Source organism: Winogradskyella jejuensis (assembly GCF_900129745.1).
GTDB classification, from domain to species: Bacteria; Bacteroidota; Bacteroidia; order Flavobacteriales; family Flavobacteriaceae; genus Winogradskyella; species Winogradskyella jejuensis.
Genome location: NZ_FQWS01000001.1, coordinates 1,432,758 through 1,453,756, shown reverse-complemented (window position 1 = coordinate 1,453,756; position 20,999 = coordinate 1,432,758). Strand labels below are relative to the sequence as shown.

Here is a 20,999-nt window from a genome sequence, read left to right as displayed (position 1 = left end):
ATTACCTAACATTTGTCGAAGATTATTACATTTTGTCGAAGAAAAAAATTCGAAATTTAAATAATTGTAAAATGATGTCTTAAATGCTCGCTATCATTTACTTAAAGTGAATATTCTTTTTATATTTGAGACTCTTTAAACTATAATTAATTAATTATGAAAAAACTTTACTTTTTACTTATTACTTTTTTAATTTCTGCTACCTCTTTTGGTCAGGTAATAAACGAAGTTGATGCTGATACTCCTGGTACAGACACAGCTGAATTTGTTGAGATTTTGTGGACACCCAACACTTCGCTTGATGGTCTAGTAGTTGTATTTTTTAATGGTAGTGATGATGCCAGTTATTTATCTTATGATTTAGACGGATTTTCTACCGACGCTAATGGTTTCTTTATTTTAGGAAATACAGCAATAATATCTGCAGGTGATTTAGAAATTCCTCCAGGAGGATCTGGCGCGATACAAAATGGAGCTGATGCTGTAGCTTTAATTAGTGGTAATGCATCTGACTTTCCAAATGACACTCCTATATCTCCTCTTCCAATGGGAACATCAATATTAAGTGGTGTTGTTTACGACACAAACGATGGAGATGACACTGCATTGCTTGCTGCTATAGGAGGTATTCAATACAATGAAGATGAAAACATGTCTAAAGACACTCAGTCTGTTCAAAGGAATATGGACGGAACTTACACCGTAAAAAACATAACTTTTAGAGCTTCTAATGATGCTGCAGTATGCGAATTATCTATCGGTGCTGTAAATGCTGTGTGTGATAACATTACTTCAGGTACGGATACATATACAGCTACTATTGCATTTACAGGTGGAGGTACTTCAACTTACACAGTAACTGCAGATTCTGGAACTATTGATTTATCAATGGGTAATCCTTCTACAGATGCTTCTGGTACAATTACAGTTAATGGTGTAAATGAAGGCATTGATGTTATTGTAACCATTCAAGATGGTGGATTATGCGATATAGACACTACTGTGAGTGCTGTAGACTGTATCCCAGCACTTACACTACCTATATCAGAAGATTTTACATATGCAGATGGTCCGTTAGTTAGCAATCCAAATTGGTCTAACTTCTCTGGTACAGTTGAAGACTTACAAATAGTATCTGGACAAGCTTTAGTACAACATGGAAGTCCTAGTGAAGACGCTAGTATTGCATTTACTCCTGTAGCAGGAGACATCTATTTTGGTATTGATTTTACTGTACAAGACCCAGGAGCTGTTATTTCTGGAGGTGACTATGAATATTTTGCTTTCTTCAAAGACGATTCTTTTGGCTTTAGTGGTAGATTAAGTATTGCTGAAGCTAATACTCCTGGTAATGATTTCACAGTTGGTATTGCAACAGACAGCAGCACTGAAGACGCTATTTGGGGAACTGACTTTTCTTTTGGAACCACATACAGAGCAATTGTAAGATACAATCAAACTACAAATATTTCAGAGCTTTGGATTGATGCTGCATCTGATACTGATACTTCTATCTTAGGTGCTGATTTAGATGATGCTAATGCTCGAACAATTTCTGAATTTGGATTAAGACAGTCTGATTCTTCACAAAATGAAGGAGTTTTAGTTGACAATCTTCTTATTGGTCAAACTTTTGCACAAGTACTTTCAGCGGATGACAACTTCCAGATAAGAGAATTCTCTATCTTCCCTAACCCAACAAATACTGGCGAGGTAAACATTTCTTCAGTAAATGCTTCTCAGATAACAGTTGCTGTGTTTGATATATTAGGTAAGCAAGTTAAAAACGAAACTATTTCTAACAATAGATTAGACGTTTCTAACTTAAAGTCTGGTATTTATTTATTAAGATTAACTCAAGATGGTGCAACAAGCACTAAGAAATTAGTGATTAGATAAGCATAAAGATTTTTTAAGTCTAAAAAGCGCTACCCATTGGTAGCGCTTTTTGTTTTGCTTAATTTTACAACATGATAGAAACGGACAGAATTTTCAATATAAATTCAGAAAAAGAATTTAAAGATTTGGCCTTGGAGGTTTTTAGATTTCAGTTTGAACATAATTCGGTCTATCGTTCGTTTTGCGACTTGTTATTTAAGCATCCTTCCGATATAAAAGCCATTGAAGATATCCCGTTTTTACCCATTCAATTTTTTAAATCACATGAGGTTTTAAGCTCAAGAAATCCTATCGAAAAAACCTTTACAAGTTCTGGTACAACAGGAAGTACAACAAGTAAACATCATGTTACAGACTTAAGCATATATAAAACGAGTTTTAGAAAAGGCTTCACCCACTTCTATGGCAATATAGAAGATTATGTTGTTTTGGCCTTATTACCTTCTTATTTAGAACGTGACGGGTCTTCTTTAATATATATGGCAGAAGATTTAATTAAAAACTCTAAACAGCCTGAAAGTGGTTTCTATTTAAATAATTTAGATGAATTAGCTAAAACGCTTCTTCAACTTGAAGAACGAAAACAAAAGGTTTTGCTTATTGGGGTTTCATTTGCTTTATTAGATTTGGCTGAAAACTTTGACTTCAATCTAAAACACACCATAGTTATGGAAACTGGAGGCATGAAGGGTCGAAGAAAAGAAATGATTCGCACAGAGTTACATGCTATCTTAAAAAGAGGTTTTGGAGTTAATCATATTCATAGCGAGTACGGCATGACCGAATTATTAAGCCAAGGGTACTCAAAAGGAAAAGGAGTTTTTGAATGTCCGCCTTGGATGAAAGTTTTAACACGTGATACGGAAGATGCGCTTAGCATACAGAACAAAGGAAAATCTGGTGGATTAAATATCATTGATTTAGCAAATATTAATTCTTGCGCCTTTATTGCAACCCAAGACTTAGGTAAAGTTTATGATGATAATTCTTTTGAAGTTATTGGGCGTTTTGACAATTCTGATATTCGTGGTTGCAATCTTATGGTTTTGTAAGACTCCACAACTCTTTTCGACATAGTATCTATAACTAATGACACTATGAAACTCACACTTTTAATTTTCTTAATTAGTATTACCAGCATTAATGCGCAATCTATAGACTACAATATAAAAAAAGGCTATGTGGCAGAAGGTTATGATGTAGTCGAATATTTTAACAATAAAGCCATTGAAGGTGATAAAAATTTTACCACTACGTACGATAATGTAAAGTATAAGTTTGCCTCGCAGAAAAATTTAGATGCATTTTTAAAAGCTCCTGAAAACTATATTCCGCAATATGGTGGCTATTGCGCTTATGCCGTAGCTGTAGATTCTAAAAAAGTAGGTGTTGACCCAGAAACCTTTGAAATAAGAGATGGAAAGCTTTATTTATTCTACAATTCTTGGGGAATAAATACTCTAAAAAAATGGAAAAAAAATAATGTGAAAGGTTTACAGAAAAAAGCCGACCAAAATTGGGAGGCTATTAAAAATTAATTTTTGAAAAAGAAAAATTAATAATAGTTGAAAGTTGATTGATTGGTTGGAAATGCTCGGAGGCTTCTCCGGGCATTTTTGTTTTACACTACCTTGATGATATATGTATTACGCTTCCCTTTGTTAAGGATAACATACTTACCATTAATCAAATCGTCTGAAGAGATAATATAGTCTTCTTTAACTTTCTCTTTATTAACAGATACAGAGTTTTCTTTAAGTGCGCGACGTGCTTCTCCATTAGAACTTAAAAATTCCGTTTTTGCAGCGAGAGCAGCAATCATATCTAAACCAGCATCAAAATCTGCTTTAGTAATTTCGGCTTGAGGCACACCTTCAAACACATCTAAAAACGTTTTTTCGTCTATAGTTGCGATATCTGTTTTAAAGGTTTTACTAAATAAAACATTAGACGCTTTTTCTGCATTTTTAAAATCTTCTTCAGAATGCACCATTGTTGTAATCTCTTGTGCTAATCGCTTTTGAAGTCCTCTTAAATGTGGTGCTTCTTTGTGAGTTTCTACAATTGAAGCAATATCATCTTGCTCTAAAAATGTGAAGATTTTAATATATTTCTCTGCATCTTCATCACTAGAGTTTAACCAATATTGGTAAAACTTATATGGTGATGTACGCTTAGCATCTAACCAAACATTACCGCCTTCGGACTTACCAAATTTAGAACCATCACTCTTTGTAATCAATGGACAAGTTATCGCAAATCCTTTACCATTACCAATACGACGAATTAATTCTGTTCCAGTAGTAATGTTGCCCCATTGGTCACTTCCGCCCATCTGTATAGTACAATTATCCGTTCTATATAGATGTAAAAAATCATAGCCTTGTACCAATTGGTAGGTGAATTCGGTAAAACTCATTCCGTCACTGGACGATTCTCCAGAGATTCTATTCTTCACAGAATCTTTTGCCATCATGTAGTTTACGGTAATGTGCTTACCTACATCACGGATAAATTCTAGGAATGAAAATTCCTTCATCCAATCGTAGTTATTCACCAATTTTGCAGCATTAGGAGCATCACTTTCAAAATCTAAAAAATGAGCTAGCTGTGCTTTTATGGCTTCTTGGTTATGACGTAGTGTCGCTTCGTCTAATAAATTACGTTCGCTAGACTTTCCTGATGGGTCACCAATCATACCTGTTGCTCCACCCACCAAGGCCACTGGCTGATGACCGCAGCGTTGGTAATGCGCCAATAACATTATTGGTACTAAGTTTCCTATGTGTAAAGAATCTGCTGTTGGATCAAAACCTACATAAGCACTTCGCATGGCTTCACTTAAGTGCTCTTCTACACCAGGCATACTGTCGTGTAGCATACCTCTCCATTTTAACTCTTCAACAAAATTCTTTCCCATTGGGTATTAATATCTAAAATTAGTTTGGCAAAGATATGTTTCCACTTTAAAACACAAAAGACAAATGTAAAAAACACTACCTTCGTTACTATGATTTTAGTTACCGGCGGAACTGGCTTGGTTGGTTCTCATTTACTTTATAAACTCATTTCTAAAGGCGAAAAGGTGAAAGCTATTTATCGTCGTGCCCATAAACTAGAAAAAGTAAAGCATGTGTTTTCTTATTATTCTGAAGATTGGGAAACACTCTACAATAACATAGAATGGCTAGAAGCTGACATTACTGATGTACCTAAACTACAAGACGCTTTTAAAGACATCTCTTTTGTTTACCATTGCGCTGCCTTTATATCTTTTGAACCCGACAAATACAAAACGCTCAGAAAAATAAATATTGAAGGGACTGCAAATATTGTAAACTTGTCTATCTCTAATAAAGTTGAAAAGCTCTGTTATGTGAGTTCTATTGCTGCTATTGGACATAACAATAATCCTGAAACTTTAATCACCGAAACAACACCATGGAATCCCGAAGAAGACAATAGTGTATATGCAATTACCAAATATGGCGCTGAGCTTGAAGTTTGGCGTGGTTCTCAAGAAGGACTTGACGTTGTAATCGTAAATCCTGGTATAATATTAGGCCCTGGCTTTTGGAGAAGTGGCGGAAGTGGAAGCTTGTTTAATCAGATTTATAAAGGATTAAATTTTTACACCAAAGGTGGATCGAGTTATATCGATGTTTTAGATGTTACAAACATCATAATTAATCTCATGGAAAGCTCCATAAAAAATGAAGGTTACATTTTAATTGCAGAAAATCTATTGTTTAAAGATTTTAATGAAAAAGCAGCTAAGGCTCTTGGGGTTTCTAAAAAGCAAAAGCTAGTTCAACCTTGGCAATTAGAAATTCTATGGCGATTAGATTGGCTAAAGCATAAGTTATTTGGAAAACGAAGACAATTATCTAAACAACTTGCAAATACACTAACTTCTGTTACAAAACACGATAATTCTAAAATAAAAGCTGCTTTGAATTACAATTTTATAGCCATTGAAAAATCCATAAAAGATGTTTCTAATTTGTATTTGAAGGATTTAAAACTTTAGTCTTTGCCTATTTCCTTAACTCTAGATGGAGGGTCAATCAATTTTTCTTTTGTTTTATTAGCTTGACGTAATTTTCTTAAAGAATCTTTTTGACGTTTTTTCTCCTCCTGTTCTTCTTTTTCTATAGCCTTATATTTTTCTTTTTCTGCTGATAACCTAGATTTTATAGTCTCTATCATAGCCTTATAAACCTCAACATCATGCGCATAATAGTCGTTACTCTGGGCAAATTGTAAACTATCTATATTATGCTTTTTTAGAATGTATTGCTCGGGGTTTAATCCTATCTTTTCAAATTTAGTTCTACTTATTCCTTTTGCTGAACTTACAATAAACATATCGTAGAGCACATCTGTCATTTTATCTTCAGCAATCAGATTATCCGGCTTATCAGGCTTTAACTTTGGCTCACAACTCAATAGCGACAGTATTGCTAGTATTAAAAAAAATAGGTGTCTCATTATTATCTATCAAAAGTCAAGCGCTTTCCTGCTTTAACATCTAAAACTTTAAAATTATTGTATGCTAGATGACCATTTACAAACGTATGTGTAATTCTACTTTTAAAGGTATTACCTTCAAAAGGAGACCAACCACATTTATATAAAATATTTTCCTTGTTTACGGTCCAAGGACTATTTAAATCTGCAATAACTAAATCGGCATAATAGCCTTCCTTAATATAGCCTCGTTTTTCAACATTGAAAAGTATTGCCGGATTATGTGCTGCTTTTTGAACTATCTGTTCTAAAGATATTTTACCCTTGTGATAGGCTTCTAATAATGCCACAAAAGCATGCTGCACCAAAGGTCCACCTGAAGGGGCACTTGTATATGAATTGTCTTTTTCTTCGATAGTATGTGGCGCGTGATCTGTTGCTATAACATCTATACGACCATCTAGTAGCGCTTTCCAAAGTCCATCTCTATCTTCAGCTGTTTTTACAGCAGGATTCCATTTAATACGACTTCCTTTTGTTTTGTAATCTTCGTCTGTAAACCATAGGTGATGAATGCAAACTTCAGCTGTGATTTTTTTATCCTTTAAAGGAATTTTATTCGTAAATAATTCGGTCTCCTTAGCAGTAGATAAGTGAAATACATGAAGTCTTGCTCCTGTTTTTTTAGCCAACTCTATAGCTTTTGATGAAGACAAATAGCAAGCTTCTTCACTACGTATTACAGGATGTAATTCCATTGGAATATCATCTCCATATTGCTCTTTATATTTTGCTAAGTTTTTTCTAATCGTTGCTTCATCCTCGCAATGCACAGAAATAACCATATCTGTACTAGAAAATATTTTCTCCAAAACCTCAGGGTCATCCACTAACATATTCCCTGTAGATGAACCCAAAAAAAGTTTCAATCCTGCTACAGATTTTGGGTCAACTTTTAAAATTTCACCAAGGTTATCGTTAGTACCTCCAAACATAAACGAATAGTTAGCATAAGACGATTTTGCGGCGATGGCAAATTTTTCATCTAACTTTTTAACTGTTGTTGTCTGCGGATTGGTATTGGGCATCTCTATAAAAGATGTAATTCCTCCTGCAATAGCAGCTTTAGATTCAGTTTCTATAGTTGCTTTATGTGTAAGGCCAGGTTCTCTAAAATGTACTTGATCATCAATCATACCAGGAAATACGTAATTTCCTTCAGCATCAATAACCTTGACATCAGCGGATTTAACGCTAATAGAAGTATCTACTTCTTTAATAATCTCGTTTTCGATGAGAATATCGCCTTCAAAAATTGAACCTTCGTTTACAATTTTGGCATTTTTTATAAGGGTTTGATTGCTCATATTTATTTTTTGAATAAACTATTCCATTTAAGACTAATAACACCAAAAATAGCTTCTGAAATTATACCTCCAGACATTTTGGATTTTCCTCTAATTCGGTCTGTAAAGATAATGGGAATCTCAACAATTTTAAAGCCTTTTTTAAAAGCCTTAAACTTCATCTCTATCTGAAACGCATAGCCTATAAACTTTATTTCATCAAGGTTTATAGTCTCTAATACTTTTCGCTTGTAGCAAATAAAACCCGCAGTTGGATCTTGTACGCGCATACCAGTTATTAACTTTACATATAGCGAAGCACCGTAGGACAATAAAATTCGAGTAAGCGGCCAATTGACCACATTGACACCTTTGATATATCGTGACCCAATAACCACATCTGCATCGGTAGAACTAACCTTATCGTATAGTCTTAATAAATCCTTCGGAGCGTGAGAAAAGTCAGCATCCATTTCAAAAATATATTGATATTGGTTCTGCAAACACCACTTAAAACCTTCAATATAAGCTGTACCTAGACCATTTTTCCCTGACCTAGACAAAAGATGTAATCTATCTTGAAAAATAGGCTGCAACTCTCTTACGATAGTTGCTGTTCCGTCTGGAGAATTATCATCAACTACAAGAACATGAACATTAGTAGACAAGGCAAATACAGCCTCTAATATGGCTTGTATATTCTCTTTTTCGTTATAAGTTGGTATGATGACAATAGCATCTGTCATAGATGACTCGTTTTGGCAAATGTAAGGTTTTGCTCCATAATCTCGTTTATTAATTGCATATGGAATATGTAATTATTTTTAAACATTTCTTTATACTTTAGCCTTATGCTCAGAGAATATATAACTCAAGACATTTACGTTGGTCTTATATTAGTAAGCTTGATACTTGTGGTATCTGCAAAACAGCTTTTTAATGCAAGATTTATAGATTTTGTTTCTGTTATATGGAATGATAAATATCTAAAACTCTACACCAGAGAACGAAAAGGACTAGATACATTCTCTTTATTACTATCTCTAAACTTTGTGTTTTCTGCTGGTATTTTTATCTATATAGCCTATCTAGCGTTAAGTGATACGCCTGCTAATGGAAATAAACTCATGTATGTTTGTTTTGGTTTTATAGCTGCTCTTATGCTTTTAAAAATTGGCATAGAACGCTTTGTGGGTTATATTTTTAACTTTTCAGAATTTTCTAAGTTTTATATCTTTCAGAAAACTACTTACAAAAACATATCTGCCGTAGTTTTAATCCTATTTAACATCTTGTTATTATTCAGTAACTTAGATGAAAAGGTTGTGATTTATTTAGGTTTAACCCTTTTATTTTTAATTAATCTCATTGGATTTATTAGATTTTTGAAAGTCTATCAAAAAGCTCTTCTTTCTCATACTTTCTATTTTTTATTGTATCTTTGCGCTCTCGAAATTGGACCTTATGTTATTTTGTACAAGGTAATTAAGGATTATTTCGGTTAAAAAAGCGTTTAGTATATGAAAGTGAAAACAATATTGGTTTCGCAACCAGAGCCTAAAATTGAAAACTCTCCGTATTTCGACTTACAAGAGCGCCAGAAGGTAAAAGTAGATTTTAGACCATTTATTCATGTTGAAGGTGTTGAAGCAAAAGACATCAGACAGCAAAAAATTGACCTCACTAAGTTTACCGCAATTATCCTAACAAGTAGAAACTCTGTAGACCACTTTTTTAGAGTTGCGGAAGAAATGCGTTTTAAAGTGCCAGACACTATGAAATATTTCTGCCAGTCTGAAGCTGTTGCTTACTACTTACAAAAATATGTTGTTTACAGAAAACGTAAAATATATGTTGGTAAGCGCACTTTTGAGGAATTATCTCCTCTTATTAAGAAGTATAAAGACGAAACATTTTTACTACCAACAACGGATAAAGTAAAACCTATAATTCCTGAAACATTAGATAAACTAGGTGTAAACTGGAGACAAGCAACATTTTACAAAACGGTAATTAGTGATTTATCAGATTTAGCTAATGTTTATTACGATATTCTAGTGTTTTTTAGCCCATCTGGTATTGAGTCTTTATTTCATAATTTTCCAGACTTCAAACAAAACGACACTCGTATTGCAGTTTTTGGAAACACAACAATTAAAGCCGTTGAAGAAAAAGGATTACGTGTAGATATTGCTGCACCAACGCCTGAAACACCTTCTATGACTATGGCTTTAAAGAAATACATAACAGAAGCTAATAAAGGAAAATAGTTTCTTATTTATTGAAATATTAAATGAAAAAAAGCGATTCACAAATGAATCGCTTTTTTATTTCTCTTTATCGAATTCTAATAACCATAACGTTGAGGACCTCCACGTCTGATTTCCTCAGAAGCGTAAGATTCAAATTGTTTGAAATTCTCTCTAAACGAATTCGCTAATTTGAATGCCATATCGTAGTAAGCTTTGTCATCATTCCAAGTTGCTCTTGGACTTAATAAGCCAGAAGGTACTCCTGGACACTCTCGAGGCTGTGCCACTCCAAATACAGAATGGATATGGTAATCGTCATAATTGTAAAGACCTAAATCACCATTTAGGACTGCAGTAATCATTGCTCGCGTATATTTAAGCTTCATACGAGAACCGACACCGTAAGGACCGCCACTCCAGCCTGTGTTTATAAGCCATACATTTACACCAGCTTCAGTCATTTTTTTACTTAACATCTCAGCATACTTTGTAGGATGCAAAGGCATAAAAGGCGCTCCAAAACATGCAGAAAATGACGGTTGAGGTTCCTTAACACCTGCTTCTGTACCAGCAACTTTTGCAGTATAACCTGATATAAAATGGTAAGCTGCTTGTGCTGGCGTGAGCTTAGATATTGGAGGTAATACACCAAAGGCATCTGCGGTTAAAAAGAAGATATTTTTTGGGTTAGATGCGTAAGATGGTACTTTTATATTATCTATATGATAAATAGGATAACTTACACGTGTGTTTTGTGTTATGCTACTATCCATATAGTCTACTTCTCCGTTTTTTTTAAAAATTACATTCTCTAAAATTGCACCAGGCTTTACAGCTCTAAAAATATCTGGCTCTTTTTCTTCAGAAAGGTCAATCACTTTTGCATAGCAACCACCTTCAAAATTAAAGATAGAGTTTTCCGAAGTCCATCCATGCTCGTCATCTCCAATTAATTTACGATTAGGATCAGTAGAGAGTGTTGTTTTTCCTGTTCCAGATAAACCAAAGAAAATTGCTGTTTCACCGTCTTCACTAACATTGGCAGAGCAGTGCATTGGTAAGACGTTTTTCTCTACGGGTAATATAAAATTGAGTGCCGTGAAAATACCTTTTTTCATTTCGCCTGTGTAAGCAGACCCCGCAACTAAAGCTATTTTTTTAGTAAAATTAAGAATAGAAAAGTTTCCTTGACGTAAACCGTGCTCCTCTGGTTGTGGACATGCATATCCTGGAGCACAAAGAACCAACCATTCTTCATTAAAATTTTCAAGCTCCTCTTCCGTAGGTCTTAAAAACATATTGTAAACAAACATATTTGACCAAGGGTATTCAGTCACCGTTCTAACATTCATTTTGTACTTTGGGTCAGCACAAACATATCCATCACGGACAAAAAGTTCTTTATTACTTAAATAATTTTCAATTTCCTTCTGAAGAAAATCAAAATTCTCTGGAGATATAGCTTTGTTTGATGGTCCCCACCAAATTTTATCTTTGGTATAATCGTCTTTAACTAAGAAACGATCTTCAGGTGAACGTCCTGTAAATTTTCCAGTATTAATAGCCAAAGTACCATTGTTTGTTTCTTTTCCCATCCCCTTTTGCAAGGTGATTTCTTGTAATGTTTCTGGCGCTAACTGATAGTTAATTTTAGCATTTTTAATACCATACTTTTCTAACGAAATCGTTTTCGTAGATTGGTCTGAATTTACCATATTTTTTATGTTGTGTTATCCGGCAAAAATAAAACTTTATTTTAGAATATAGTGTCGCAAAAATGTTAATCCGTTTTAGTTTTTAAGATATTAATCAACATTAAAAGCCAAGCCATAATGAGTAAAAAACCACCAACTGGCGTAATAAAAGCTATAGATTTAAAATCAAAACTGGTAAGGCTATTAGTTGCCAAACCATAGATAGAAAACGAAAAGAAAATGACTCCTAACAAGACTAATACTAAAACCCAAGTCTTTGCTTTATCAGTAATAAAAGAGGTACTACCTAATAGCAACAGAAAAAATGCATGATACATTTGGTAGCGCACGCCTGTTTCAAACGATTTTATAGCCTTTTCGTCTACCAATTTTTCTAAACCATGTGCTGCAAAAGCACCAAGAATTATGGCTAAAATTCCTAAAATAGCACCAGTAATCAATAGTTTTTTGTTCATAATTAAAGTTATTTTTTAATGCTAAATCGTTTGAGTATTTATTACATTCGTGTTTAACAAAATTAGTCATATAAAGCCATTATGCGAAAGATTTTAATCATCGGAGCTGGGAAATCTTCCTCTTATCTTATAAAATATCTATTAGACAAGTCGACATCCGATAATCTACATATTACCATTGGAGACCTTAATTTGGAAAATGCCAAAAAACTTGTTGGTAATCACTCAAATGCATCTGTTGTGTATTTAGATGTTTTTGATGCGGACTCTAGAACTGCGGCTATAAAGAAGGCTGATATTGTTGTCTCAATGCTACCTGCGCGTTTTCATATCGAAGCTGCTAAAGACTGTATCGCTTACAAAAAGCATATGGTTACGGCTTCTTATGTTAGCGAAGAAATGAAAGCTTTGGATGAAGAAGCAAAAGCCAACAGCCTAGTTTTCATGAACGAAATCGGTGTTGACCCTGGTATTGACCACATGAGTGCAATGCAAGTGATTGACCGCATACGAGACAATGGTGGAAAAATGATTTTGTTTGAGTCGTTTACTGGCGGTCTAGTTGCTCCAGAAAGCGATAACAACCTTTGGAATTACAAGTTTACCTGGAATCCGCGCAATGTAGTGACTGCAGGACAAGGCGGCGCTGCCAAATTTTTGCAGGAGAATCAGTTTAAATACATTCCGTATAACAGACTCTTTAGACGAACAGAGTTTTTAGATATAGATAATTACGGACGTTTTGAAGCTTATGCCAATAGAGATTCTTTAAAATACCAACATGTTTACGGACTTGACTCTATTAAAACATTGTATCGTGGCACCATGCGACGCGTAGGTTTTAGCCGTGCATGGAATGTCTTTGTACAACTGGGTATGACAGATGATAGTTATACCATAGATGATAGTGAAAACATGAGCTATCGTGATTTTGTGAATGCCTTTTTGCCATACAGCCCTACAGATTCAGTAGAATTGAAGTTTAGACATGCGCTTAAAATAGACCAAGATGATATTGTTTGGGATAAATTTTTGGAGTTAGATATTTTTAGTGGCACAAAAATGGTTGAGCTTAAAAAAGCTACACCTGCTCAAATTCTACAAAAAATATTAATGGACAGCTGGACGCTAAACAACGACGACAAAGATATGATAGTGATGTATCATAAATTTGGTTATGAACTTAACGGAAAGCAACATCAAATTGACGCGACAATGGTAGTTGTAGGCGAAGACCAAACCTATACGGCTATGGCAAAAACTGTTGGTTTACCTGTGGCTATGGCAACATTAGACATACTCAACGGAAAAATAAAAACTCCTGGTGTGCAAATACCAATTACAAAAGAAGTCTACAATCCAATTCTTGAAGAGCTTACCGAATATGGTATTGCGTTCACAGAAAAGGAAGTTGAATATTTAGGCTATAATCCATTAAACATCTGAACTAAGGTTACATATTCTGATTCTTTTAGTACTTTTAGCTTTCAATCTTAAAGCAAATAAAAGATGAAGATTAACGATAAAGGTATTTTTATTGATGGTATTGATAAAAAGATACTTCGCGCGCTTATGGAAGATGCGCGTACACCTATATTAGAAATAGCCAGAAATGTTGGCATCTCTGGTGCTGCAATTCATCAACGTCTTCGTAAACTTGAAAAATCGGGACTTTTAGCAGGGTCAAAATTTATTGTAAATCCAAAAGTTTTGGGATATACTACTATGGCTTTTGTTGGTGTTTACTTAGATAAGGCTGTGAGTAATCCTGAAGCCGTAAAGCAACTAAAACGTATTCCTGAGGTTATAGAATGTCATTACACTACAGGACATTGGAGTATATTCATTAAAATTCTTGCAAAAGATAATGAACATTTAATGTATGTTTTAAATACTCAAATACAGAGTATAAGTGGCGTTTCTAGAACTGAAACTTTTATTTCGTTACAGCAACAGATTGATAGACAGATAAAGATTTAATTCATCCTATCTTTCCCTTTTCGATTTTCAAAATGCTCTTGAAACCACTCGGGCTGATCTATGTCATGGTCGTAAATATAATCTGCGATTTGTTCGATAGTTTTTTCGGAATAATTGGCTTTTGGCATAACACCAAAACGTCTCACGGCTCCAAACATTTTAGCGTCTTGCTTATTAGGATTTTCAACCCAAGCTTTCATCGCTGCTATGAATTCTTGTTTTGACGTTTCAGAATTTATATAATGCTTTTTTACAGCAATCATCGGAGGCGCTAATCTAGAATCATGACTTGCAGATGGACTATGGCAAACATTACAATTCTTTTCCATAAGAACTTTTCCAGGATGCTCTGTTTTTTTACCATAGCTTACATCAGATAAATTATTAGAATTATTACAACTAAATACTCCTAAAAGAAAGACTAAAGAGATAAGAAAATTTTTCATGACTGATTTGGATTTAATTGAACATTAAATATCCGAAATCATCAACAATTATAATGTGACAATTGTCACACTAGAAGGTTATTTCAATAAAAAAAGCTCTGAAAATTCAGAGCCTTTTCTTTTAATACTTTCAAAGCTTAATCTCTAGATAAAAAGATATTTAGGATATACCAGAACAGTAACATTACTGAAGCAAAAATACCCAATGCAGCACCTACGTATTGGTCTCCAGAATATTCATATTTTACTTTAGAAGTTTGGTATAAAATTGCAGCACCAGCAAATACGACCATACCTACAGAAAACCATAACCCTAAATTAAACCCGAAAAGACTCCCGGCTACAATAAGACCTATAGCTATAAAACTACCGATGACTAATCCTGTTTTTAAAAATGAAAAATTCTTCTGCGTCATAAATACAACCGCTGTTAATCCTCCAAATAAACAAAGCGTTACTACTGAAGCCTGAACTAACATATTTTCGCCACCTGAATATGCATAAGCCATGTAAATCAATGGTAAAAAAATTATTGCTTCAAGAAGCACGTACAATCCTAAACCGAGATATTGGGTTTGCTGAGATTCGTGATGTGCTAATTTATCTGCCATGGTGCTACCAACCCAAAATAAACCTAACACAATAAGCCATGAAAAGTTGTTGGCGAACATGAGGTTGATTAGGCTGACTACAGTCTCTTCGAAATAACCTATAAATACGTATTCTAAAAAGGCAAATGCTAATAACGCTAGAGCGACATGCGTGTATGTTTTTCTGTAAAATGCTGCTTTTTCAGTGTCTTCTAATTGCCCAACAAGAAGTGGACCTTGGATTTGGTTTTCCATTTGTTATATTAATTGATTAATCATTAATGTTATAAATTTAAAAGTTTAAATGACACTGACAAAAAAAGCTCTGATTTCTCAGAGCCATTTCCATTTATCTAAATAACGTTTAATCTCTTCCTCCAAATACTTGTAGAGCCCAATACAATAGAGAAGCTAAAGCTCCAATTGCAGCAACTAGATAAGTGCGAGCTGCCCATTTCAATGCATCTTCAGCTCCCTCGTATTCTTGTTGTGTAACCATATTTTTAGTTTTTAACCAAGCTAATGCGCGATTGCTAGCATCGTATTCCACTGGTAATGTTATAAAACTAAAAAGTGTAGCAAAACCCATAAAAACTAATCCCGCGACAGCAACCCAGTAACCTAATCCTACACCTGCTGCTGCACCTAATATTAATCCGCCAATAACAAGCCATTGACTCATCCCAGAAGTTACACTAACAATAGGCACTAATTGAGAACGCATTTGTAAAGCTCCATAAGCTGTGGCATGTTGTACTGCATGACCTACTTCGTGTGCTGCAACTGCCGCCGCCGCTGCATTACGCTGATTATACACAGCTTCGCTAAGATTAACTGTCTTATTTTTTGGGTTGTAATGGTCCGTTAATTGTCCACTTACCGATATGACTTCAACATCGTAAATGCCATTATCTGCCAACATCTTTTCTGCAATCTCTCGACCTGACATTCCATTTTGAAGCTGACGTTTTGAATAATACGCAAATTTTTGCTTTAGCTTACTGCTAACTAACCAACTAACTAAAGCTATGGCACCGATTAAAATATAATATCCTAACATAATTTTTCTTTTTTTACTTTTTAAAATTACAATATTGTAAGCAAAAAGTACGCCAAATCTGTGTTAAGAAATTTTGTCAGTATACGTCATCACATAGCTTCTATTGACCAATTGAAAGCCTCAGCGATTTCTTCATAAACAATTTTACCATCTACTATGTTCAAGCCTTTTTCTAAGGTTTTATCTATCTTACAAGCATCCTCCCAACCCAGATTTGCAAGTTTCAAAACATATGGTAATGTAACGTTAGTTAATGCCAATGTAGACGTGTAAGGTACGGCACCTGGCATATTAGCAACACAATAATGCACCACATCATCAATGATGTAGGTTGGGTCTTCGTGAGTAGTTGCCTTAGTTGTTTCAAAACATCCACCTTGGTCTACGGCAACATCGACAATTACAGTTCCAGGACGCATCTCTTTTAACATATCCTTTGTAATCAATTTTGGTGCTTTAGCACCTTTAATCAATACACCACCAATAATTAAATCGTGGTCTTTAATTCGCTTTCTAATATTGTATTCGCTAGAGAATTCTGTAACAACATGGTTTGGCATAACATCATTTACGTAGCGTAGTTGCTTCATGTTTATGTCCATAATGGTCACATGCGCACCCAAACCTGCCGCCATTTTAGCTGCTTGTATACCAACAGTTCCTGCTCCTAAAACCAAAACTTTCCCTGGCGGAACTCCTGGAACACCTCCAAGTAACACACCTCTCCCTTTAATTGGTTTTTCCAAATATTTTGCACCTTGCTGAATTGCCATTCGTCCAGCAACTTCAGACATTGGCGTTAACAATGGCAATGACCCATCCTTGTCTTCAACAGTTTCGTATGCAATACAAACTGCTTTACTCTTCAGCATGGCTTTAGTTAACGGCTCGCTTGATGCAAAATGAAAATAGGTAAACACCACATGATGCGGTTTTATTAAAGAATACTCCTTCTCTATGGGTTCTTTTACCTTTACAATCATCTCGCTGAAAGCATAGACCTCTTCAATAGTATCTAGAATAATTGCACCGACGTCTTTGTAGTCTTGGTCAAAAAAACCACTACCAAATCCAGCGTCTTTTTGTACAAATACGGTATGATTTTTACGTGTTAACTCGAAAACGCCTGCAGGTGTCATACCCACGCGGTTTTCATTGTTTTTGATTTCTTTTGGAACTCCAATTTTCATTCTCTAAGTTGTGTTGAGATTAGTAATTGGACTTGAATTTAAATTTAAATTCTGAAACGAATAGCTCTAAAAATGAGATATTTAAAATAATTACGAATATGATAATTTGAAGCTCAAATACTATTAAATCAATAAAAAGTGCTGAAAATTAATCTATGGCTTTACTCAACTTAACTACTTTTTCGTTTTCAAAAGTCACTAGTAAATACTGTGGTTCAGAATCGAAAAAACTAGGTGGTTTACCTAAGTCATAAACAAAAAAATCTCCTTCAGAAATTAAATTTTTATCTGGTTCTCCTAAAATTGAAATAACCTCTGTTTTGGTTTTACCTACAAGGAACTTATTCTCAAGAATATCATCCAACATTTCGTAGCGTTTTTCTGGAGTAGTATGCCAGATTTCTTGATTGAAACGTTCTTCGAAAAACCAAATTAGAGATGTACTAATAACAAAAGCTAAAAAGAACGTGAATCCAATTTGGTCTTTTCTTTTTAGCCTTAGTTTCATAAGCTTATCCTACAATATTTACAATCTTACCAGGAACAACAATCACTTTTTTAGGTGTTCTACCTTGTAATTGTTCTTGCGTTTTTTCGTGAGCTAAAACCGTTTTCTCAATCACTTCTTTACTCATATCCAAAGGCAACTCAAGTGTAAAACGCATTTTACCATTAAACGAAATTGGATAATTTTTAGCGCTTTCTACCAAATATTTTTCTTCAAATTTTGGGAAAGGTGCTGTTGAAATGGATTCTGCATTACCCAATTTAGACCATAATTCTTCCGCGATATGAGGCGCATAAGGTGAAATTAGAATCAATAATGGTTCTAAAATGTCGCGGCTTGTACACTTTTGAGCTGTTAACTCATTAACGGCAATCATAAAGGTTGAAACTGACGTATTGAAAGAGAAATTCTCAATATCCTCTTCTACTTTTTTGATGGTTTTATGAAGCGTCTTTAAAGCAGCCCCATCCGACTTCCCAAAAGGGGAAGAGTCCACATAAAAACTGCCGTTTTCGCCTTGATGGTATAACTTCCAAAGTTTCTTTAAGAAATTATGCACGCCTGTGATTCCCGCAGTATTCCAAGGTTTGTATTGCTCTAATGGTCCAAGGAACATTTCGTAAAGTCTTAAACTGTCTGCACCGTAATCTTCGCAAATACTGTCTGGATTGACAACATTGTATTTGGATTTTGACATTTTTTCGACGTCACGACCTACTTTGTAAATATCATTTTCTTCAACAATCACATTGCATTCTTCACCTATAAAAATAGCATCAGCATACTCATTCCTCCAGTTTCTAAAACCCTGAATATTTAACTCATCTGAAGAATTAACTAAAGAGACGTCAACATGTAAATCATTAAATATTATTCCTGTTATTTTGGGAATCGAAGCTTCCTTGTCATTTTTATCAGAAAAATATTGTTGCACAACCTCTTTGACGAAATCTTCTTCCTTTTCAGAGTCCAAACATATCTTATCATAAACAGATTTTGAAACAAAAATATTAGTAGGCTTCAAAAATTCTTTTTCTAATACTACTGGTATAACATTATACACGAAAGCACTTGTTCCCAATATCATACCTTGGTTAATCAGCTTTTTAAATGGCTCATCCACGCCAACAAAACCTCTATCCTTTAAAAACTTTACCCAAAAACGTGAGTACAATAAATGACCTGTCGCGTGCTCACTTCCGCCAATATATAAATCGACATTTCCCCAGTACTTAAGCGCATCTTCACTAGCAAAAGATTCGCCTCGATTTTCTGCTTCTTCCATGTAACGGAAAAAATACCACGAGCTTCCTGCCCAACCTGGCATAGTGTTTAACTCTAATGGGAAAATGGTTTTATTATCAATCTTTTCGTTTGAAACTACAGCATTACTTTCCGTACACCAAGCCCAAACATCGGCGCGACCTAATGGTGGTTCGCCTTCTTCGGTTGGTAGATATTTCTCGACTTCTGGTAAGGTTAATGGCAAATGTTTGGCATCAATCATTTGCGGCATACCATTGACGTAATACACCGGGAATGGCTCGCCCCAATAACGCTGACGACTAAAAACCGCATCACGCAAACGGTAATTGGTTTTACCTTCGCCTTGACCGATTTGCTCTAATTCGAAAATAGCGCGCTTTGTTGCTTTCTTGTAGTTCATCCCGTTTAGGAAATCGCTATTGGTAATTTTTACATTGTCTTTAGAAGCAAAGGCTTCTTCAGAAATGTCAACACCATCAAAAATATTTGGAATTTCGATATTGAAGTGCTTCGCGAAATCGTAATCGCGCTGATCACCACAAGGTACTGCCATAACTGCGCCTGTTCCGTAGCTAGCTAACACGTAATCGCCAATCCAAATTGGAATTGGTTCTTTTGTAAACGGATGTTCCGCATAAGCTCCGGTAAACACACCAGAAATGGTTTTTACGTCTGCCATACGCTCACGTTCGCTACGTTTTGCTGTGGCTTCAACATAAGCTTCAACCTCAGCTTTTTGCTCTGCTGTTGTAATTTGTGATACGAGTTCGTGTTCTGGCGCGAGTGTCATGAATGACACTCCGAAAATGGTGTCTGGACGTGTTGTGAAAACCTCTACAGTTTCGTCATGTGATTTGACATTGAATGTTACTGATGCTCCAACGGATTTTCCAATCCAGTTACGTTGACTTTCTTTCAAAGAATCTGTCCAATCAATCGTATCTAAACCTTGAAGTAAACGTTCTGCATAAGCAGAAATTCGCATACTCCATTGGGTCATTTTTTTTCGAACTACTGGATGTCCACCACGCTCCGACACACCGTTGACGATTTCGTCATTAGCTAAAACGGTTCCTAAAGCTGGGCACCAATTTACTTCGGTCTCCGCCAAATAGGTAAGTCTATATTTTAAAAGAATTTCTTGTTGCTTTTCAGAGGAGTAGCCTTTCCAATCTTCAGCTGTAAAGGCTTCAATATTATCATCGCAAGCCGCATTAATGTTTGCGTTTCCTTCAGCATTAAAAATTTCGATTAGTGTATCAATCGATTCAGCTTTATTGGTCTCATTATTAAACCACGACTCGAATAACTGAATGAAAATCCACTGCGTCCATTTGTAGTATTCAGGATTAGAGGTACGTACCTCACGACTCCAATCAAAAGAAAAACCAATTTGGTCTAACTGACGACGGTAAGTTTTTATGTTTTCTTCTGTAGTAATTCTTGGGTGTTGACCAGTCTGAATGGCATACTGTTCCGCAGGCAAACCAAAACTATCGTAACCTTGCGGATGCAATACGTTAAATCCTTTATGGCGCTTATAACGTGCATAAATATCACTGGCAATATAACCTAACGGATGCCCAACATGTAAACCTGCACCACTTGGATAAGGGAACATATCTAGCACATAATATTTTGGCTTATCGCTAGCGTTAGACGCTTTAAACGTTTCATTTTTGGCCCAGTACTCTTGCCACTTCTTTTCAATTTGATTAAAATCGTATCGCATTGCAGTATCTTCCTTGAAATAAGCCGCAAATTTAGGGCTATTACAACACAATTAAAAACTAAACGTTGTAATACTCAGCATAACAGATTT

At 35.0% G+C, this 20,999-nt stretch carries 20 protein-coding genes; 8 read left to right on the top strand and 12 right to left on the bottom strand.

Annotated features, from left to right (window positions below):
* The first annotated feature begins 156 nt into the window (after positions 1-156).
* The 3 genes from BUB95_RS06785 (at position 157) to BUB95_RS06775 (ending at position 3,437) form a co-directional block, all read left to right on the top strand.
* Complete coding sequence (locus BUB95_RS06785) at positions 157-1,899, top strand: T9SS type A sorting domain-containing protein (protein ID WP_073084584.1); 1,743 nt, start codon at positions 157-159, stop codon at positions 1,897-1,899.
* Between the two features lie 71 nt (positions 1,900-1,970).
* Positions 1,971-2,951 (top strand): LuxE/PaaK family acyltransferase, encoded by a 981-nt coding sequence (locus tag BUB95_RS06780; RefSeq protein WP_073084581.1) that lies wholly within the window; start codon positions 1,971-1,973, stop codon positions 2,949-2,951.
* 45 nt (positions 2,952-2,996) lie between these two features.
* Positions 2,997-3,437, top strand: coding sequence for a YHS domain-containing (seleno)protein (locus BUB95_RS06775; protein WP_073084578.1), 441 nt, complete (start codon positions 2,997-2,999; stop codon positions 3,435-3,437).
* An 83-nt stretch (positions 3,438-3,520) separates the two neighbouring features.
* Here the strand turns inward: BUB95_RS06775 and tyrS are convergent, their stop codons facing one another.
* Positions 3,521-4,819 carry a tyrosine--tRNA ligase gene (gene tyrS, locus BUB95_RS06770; RefSeq protein WP_073084576.1) on the bottom strand — a complete coding sequence of 433 codons (1,299 nt, stop codon included), beginning with the start codon at positions 4,817-4,819 and terminating at the stop codon, positions 3,521-3,523.
* A gap of 90 nt (positions 4,820-4,909) precedes the next feature.
* Here tyrS and BUB95_RS06765 point away from each other — a divergent pair, with 90 nt between their 5' ends.
* Positions 4,910-5,929, top strand: coding sequence for an NAD-dependent epimerase/dehydratase family protein (locus BUB95_RS06765; RefSeq protein ID WP_073084573.1), 1,020 nt, complete (start codon positions 4,910-4,912; stop codon positions 5,927-5,929).
* Here the strand turns inward: BUB95_RS06765 and BUB95_RS06760 are convergent.
* Genes BUB95_RS06760 through BUB95_RS06750 form a run of 3 tightly spaced genes read right to left on the bottom strand, consistent with a single transcriptional unit; the run spans position 5,926 to position 8,461 of the window.
* Complete coding sequence (locus BUB95_RS06760; protein ID WP_073084571.1) at positions 5,926-6,390, bottom strand: DUF4296 domain-containing protein; 465 nt, start codon at positions 6,388-6,390, stop codon at positions 5,926-5,928. The two genes, BUB95_RS06765 and BUB95_RS06760, sit on opposite strands and share 4 nt — an antisense overlap.
* 2 nt (positions 6,391-6,392) lie before the next feature.
* Positions 6,393-7,736 (bottom strand): dihydroorotase, encoded by a 1,344-nt coding sequence (locus BUB95_RS06755; RefSeq protein ID WP_073084568.1) that lies wholly within the window; start codon positions 7,734-7,736, stop codon positions 6,393-6,395.
* A 2-nt stretch (positions 7,737-7,738) separates the two neighbouring features.
* Positions 7,739-8,461, bottom strand: coding sequence for a polyprenol monophosphomannose synthase (locus BUB95_RS06750; RefSeq protein ID WP_073084566.1), 723 nt, complete (start codon positions 8,459-8,461; stop codon positions 7,739-7,741).
* A gap of 105 nt (positions 8,462-8,566) precedes the next feature.
* Here BUB95_RS06750 and BUB95_RS06745 point away from each other — a divergent pair, with 105 nt between their 5' ends.
* Together BUB95_RS06745 and BUB95_RS06740 are read left to right on the top strand one after the other, a co-directional pair.
* Positions 8,567-9,220 (top strand): DUF4271 domain-containing protein, encoded by a 654-nt coding sequence (locus BUB95_RS06745; RefSeq protein ID WP_073084564.1) that lies wholly within the window; start codon positions 8,567-8,569, stop codon positions 9,218-9,220.
* A 15-nt stretch (positions 9,221-9,235) separates the two neighbouring features.
* On the top strand, positions 9,236-9,985 hold the full coding sequence (locus BUB95_RS06740; protein ID WP_073084561.1) for a uroporphyrinogen-III synthase: 750 nt from the start codon (positions 9,236-9,238) through the stop codon (positions 9,983-9,985).
* 77 nt (positions 9,986-10,062) lie between these two features.
* Here the strand turns inward: BUB95_RS06740 and pckA are convergent, their stop codons facing one another.
* Together pckA and BUB95_RS06730 are read right to left on the bottom strand one after the other, a co-directional pair.
* Entirely contained in the window at positions 10,063-11,682 is a 1,620-nt protein-coding gene (gene pckA, locus BUB95_RS06735; protein WP_073084559.1) for a phosphoenolpyruvate carboxykinase (ATP), read from the bottom strand.
* Between the two features lie 65 nt (positions 11,683-11,747).
* Complete coding sequence (locus BUB95_RS06730; RefSeq protein ID WP_073084557.1) at positions 11,748-12,137, bottom strand: DUF423 domain-containing protein; 390 nt, start codon at positions 12,135-12,137, stop codon at positions 11,748-11,750.
* Between the two features lie 81 nt (positions 12,138-12,218).
* Between BUB95_RS06730 and BUB95_RS06725 the strand changes: the two genes are divergently transcribed.
* Together BUB95_RS06725 and BUB95_RS06720 are read left to right on the top strand one after the other, a co-directional pair.
* Positions 12,219-13,583 (top strand): saccharopine dehydrogenase family protein, encoded by a 1,365-nt coding sequence (locus tag BUB95_RS06725; RefSeq protein ID WP_073084554.1) that lies wholly within the window; start codon positions 12,219-12,221, stop codon positions 13,581-13,583.
* Positions 13,584-13,646: 63 nt separating this feature from the next.
* Positions 13,647-14,117 (top strand): Lrp/AsnC ligand binding domain-containing protein, encoded by a 471-nt coding sequence (locus tag BUB95_RS06720; protein WP_073084552.1) that lies wholly within the window; start codon positions 13,647-13,649, stop codon positions 14,115-14,117.
* Here BUB95_RS06720 and BUB95_RS06715 read toward each other — a convergent pair.
* The 6 genes from BUB95_RS06715 to BUB95_RS06690 all read right to left on the bottom strand — a co-directional run bounded on the left by BUB95_RS06715 (position 14,114) and on the right by BUB95_RS06690 (position 20,909).
* A complete protein-coding gene (locus BUB95_RS06715) occupies positions 14,114-14,563 on the bottom strand; it encodes a c-type cytochrome (RefSeq protein ID WP_073084550.1) in 450 nt (149 codons plus the stop codon). The two genes, BUB95_RS06720 and BUB95_RS06715, sit on opposite strands and share 4 nt — an antisense overlap.
* A gap of 137 nt (positions 14,564-14,700) precedes the next feature.
* Positions 14,701-15,408: a Bax inhibitor-1/YccA family protein gene (locus BUB95_RS06710; protein ID WP_073084547.1), complete on the bottom strand. Its 708-nt coding sequence runs from the start codon at positions 15,406-15,408 to the stop codon at positions 14,701-14,703.
* Between the two features lie 109 nt (positions 15,409-15,517).
* Positions 15,518-16,213, bottom strand: coding sequence for a zinc metallopeptidase (locus BUB95_RS06705; RefSeq protein ID WP_073084545.1), 696 nt, complete (start codon positions 16,211-16,213; stop codon positions 15,518-15,520).
* A gap of 89 nt (positions 16,214-16,302) precedes the next feature.
* On the bottom strand, positions 16,303-17,403 hold the full coding sequence (gene ald, locus BUB95_RS06700) for an alanine dehydrogenase (RefSeq protein WP_073084542.1): 1,101 nt from the start codon (positions 17,401-17,403) through the stop codon (positions 16,303-16,305).
* 148 nt (positions 17,404-17,551) lie between these two features.
* Positions 17,552-17,911, bottom strand: coding sequence for a hypothetical protein (locus BUB95_RS06695; protein ID WP_073084540.1), 360 nt, complete (start codon positions 17,909-17,911; stop codon positions 17,552-17,554).
* Positions 17,912-17,915: 4 nt separating this feature from the next.
* Positions 17,916-20,909: a leucine--tRNA ligase gene (locus BUB95_RS06690; RefSeq protein ID WP_073084537.1), complete on the bottom strand. Its 2,994-nt coding sequence runs from the start codon at positions 20,907-20,909 to the stop codon at positions 17,916-17,918.
* Positions 20,910-20,999: the final 90 nt, after the last annotated feature.

Bases quoted from the DNA above. Each gene is read 5' to 3' on its own strand.
- BUB95_RS06785 (WP_073084584.1), top strand. From the start codon at position 157: ATGAAAAAACTTTACTTTTTACTTATTACTTTTTTAATTTCTGCTACC.
- BUB95_RS06780 (WP_073084581.1), top strand. From the start codon at position 1,971: ATGATAGAAACGGACAGAATTTTCAATATAAATTCAGAAAAAGAATTT.
- BUB95_RS06775 (WP_073084578.1), top strand. From the start codon at position 2,997: ATGAAACTCACACTTTTAATTTTCTTAATTAGTATTACCAGCATTAAT.
- tyrS (WP_073084576.1), bottom strand. From the start codon at position 4,819: ATGGGAAAGAATTTTGTTGAAGAGTTAAAATGGAGAGGTATGCTACAC.
- BUB95_RS06765 (WP_073084573.1), top strand. From the start codon at position 4,910: ATGATTTTAGTTACCGGCGGAACTGGCTTGGTTGGTTCTCATTTACTT.
- BUB95_RS06760 (WP_073084571.1), bottom strand. From the start codon at position 6,390: ATGAGACACCTATTTTTTTTAATACTAGCAATACTGTCGCTATTGAGT.
- BUB95_RS06755 (WP_073084568.1), bottom strand. From the start codon at position 7,736: ATGAGCAATCAAACCCTTATAAAAAATGCCAAAATTGTAAACGAAGGT.
- BUB95_RS06750 (WP_073084566.1), bottom strand. From the start codon at position 8,461: ATGACAGATGCTATTGTCATCATACCAACTTATAACGAAAAAGAGAAT.
- BUB95_RS06745 (WP_073084564.1), top strand. From the start codon at position 8,567: ATGCTCAGAGAATATATAACTCAAGACATTTACGTTGGTCTTATATTA.
- BUB95_RS06740 (WP_073084561.1), top strand. From the start codon at position 9,236: ATGAAAGTGAAAACAATATTGGTTTCGCAACCAGAGCCTAAAATTGAA.
- pckA (WP_073084559.1), bottom strand. From the start codon at position 11,682: ATGGTAAATTCAGACCAATCTACGAAAACGATTTCGTTAGAAAAGTAT.
- BUB95_RS06730 (WP_073084557.1), bottom strand. From the start codon at position 12,137: ATGAACAAAAAACTATTGATTACTGGTGCTATTTTAGGAATTTTAGCC.
- BUB95_RS06725 (WP_073084554.1), top strand. From the start codon at position 12,219: ATGCGAAAGATTTTAATCATCGGAGCTGGGAAATCTTCCTCTTATCTT.
- BUB95_RS06720 (WP_073084552.1), top strand. From the start codon at position 13,647: ATGAAGATTAACGATAAAGGTATTTTTATTGATGGTATTGATAAAAAG.
- BUB95_RS06715 (WP_073084550.1), bottom strand. From the start codon at position 14,563: ATGAAAAATTTTCTTATCTCTTTAGTCTTTCTTTTAGGAGTATTTAGT.
- BUB95_RS06710 (WP_073084547.1), bottom strand. From the start codon at position 15,408: ATGGAAAACCAAATCCAAGGTCCACTTCTTGTTGGGCAATTAGAAGAC.
- BUB95_RS06705 (WP_073084545.1), bottom strand. From the start codon at position 16,213: ATGTTAGGATATTATATTTTAATCGGTGCCATAGCTTTAGTTAGTTGG.
- ald (WP_073084542.1), bottom strand. From the start codon at position 17,403: ATGAAAATTGGAGTTCCAAAAGAAATCAAAAACAATGAAAACCGCGTG.
- BUB95_RS06695 (WP_073084540.1), bottom strand. From the start codon at position 17,911: ATGAAACTAAGGCTAAAAAGAAAAGACCAAATTGGATTCACGTTCTTT.
- BUB95_RS06690 (WP_073084537.1), bottom strand. From the start codon at position 20,909: ATGCGATACGATTTTAATCAAATTGAAAAGAAGTGGCAAGAGTACTGG.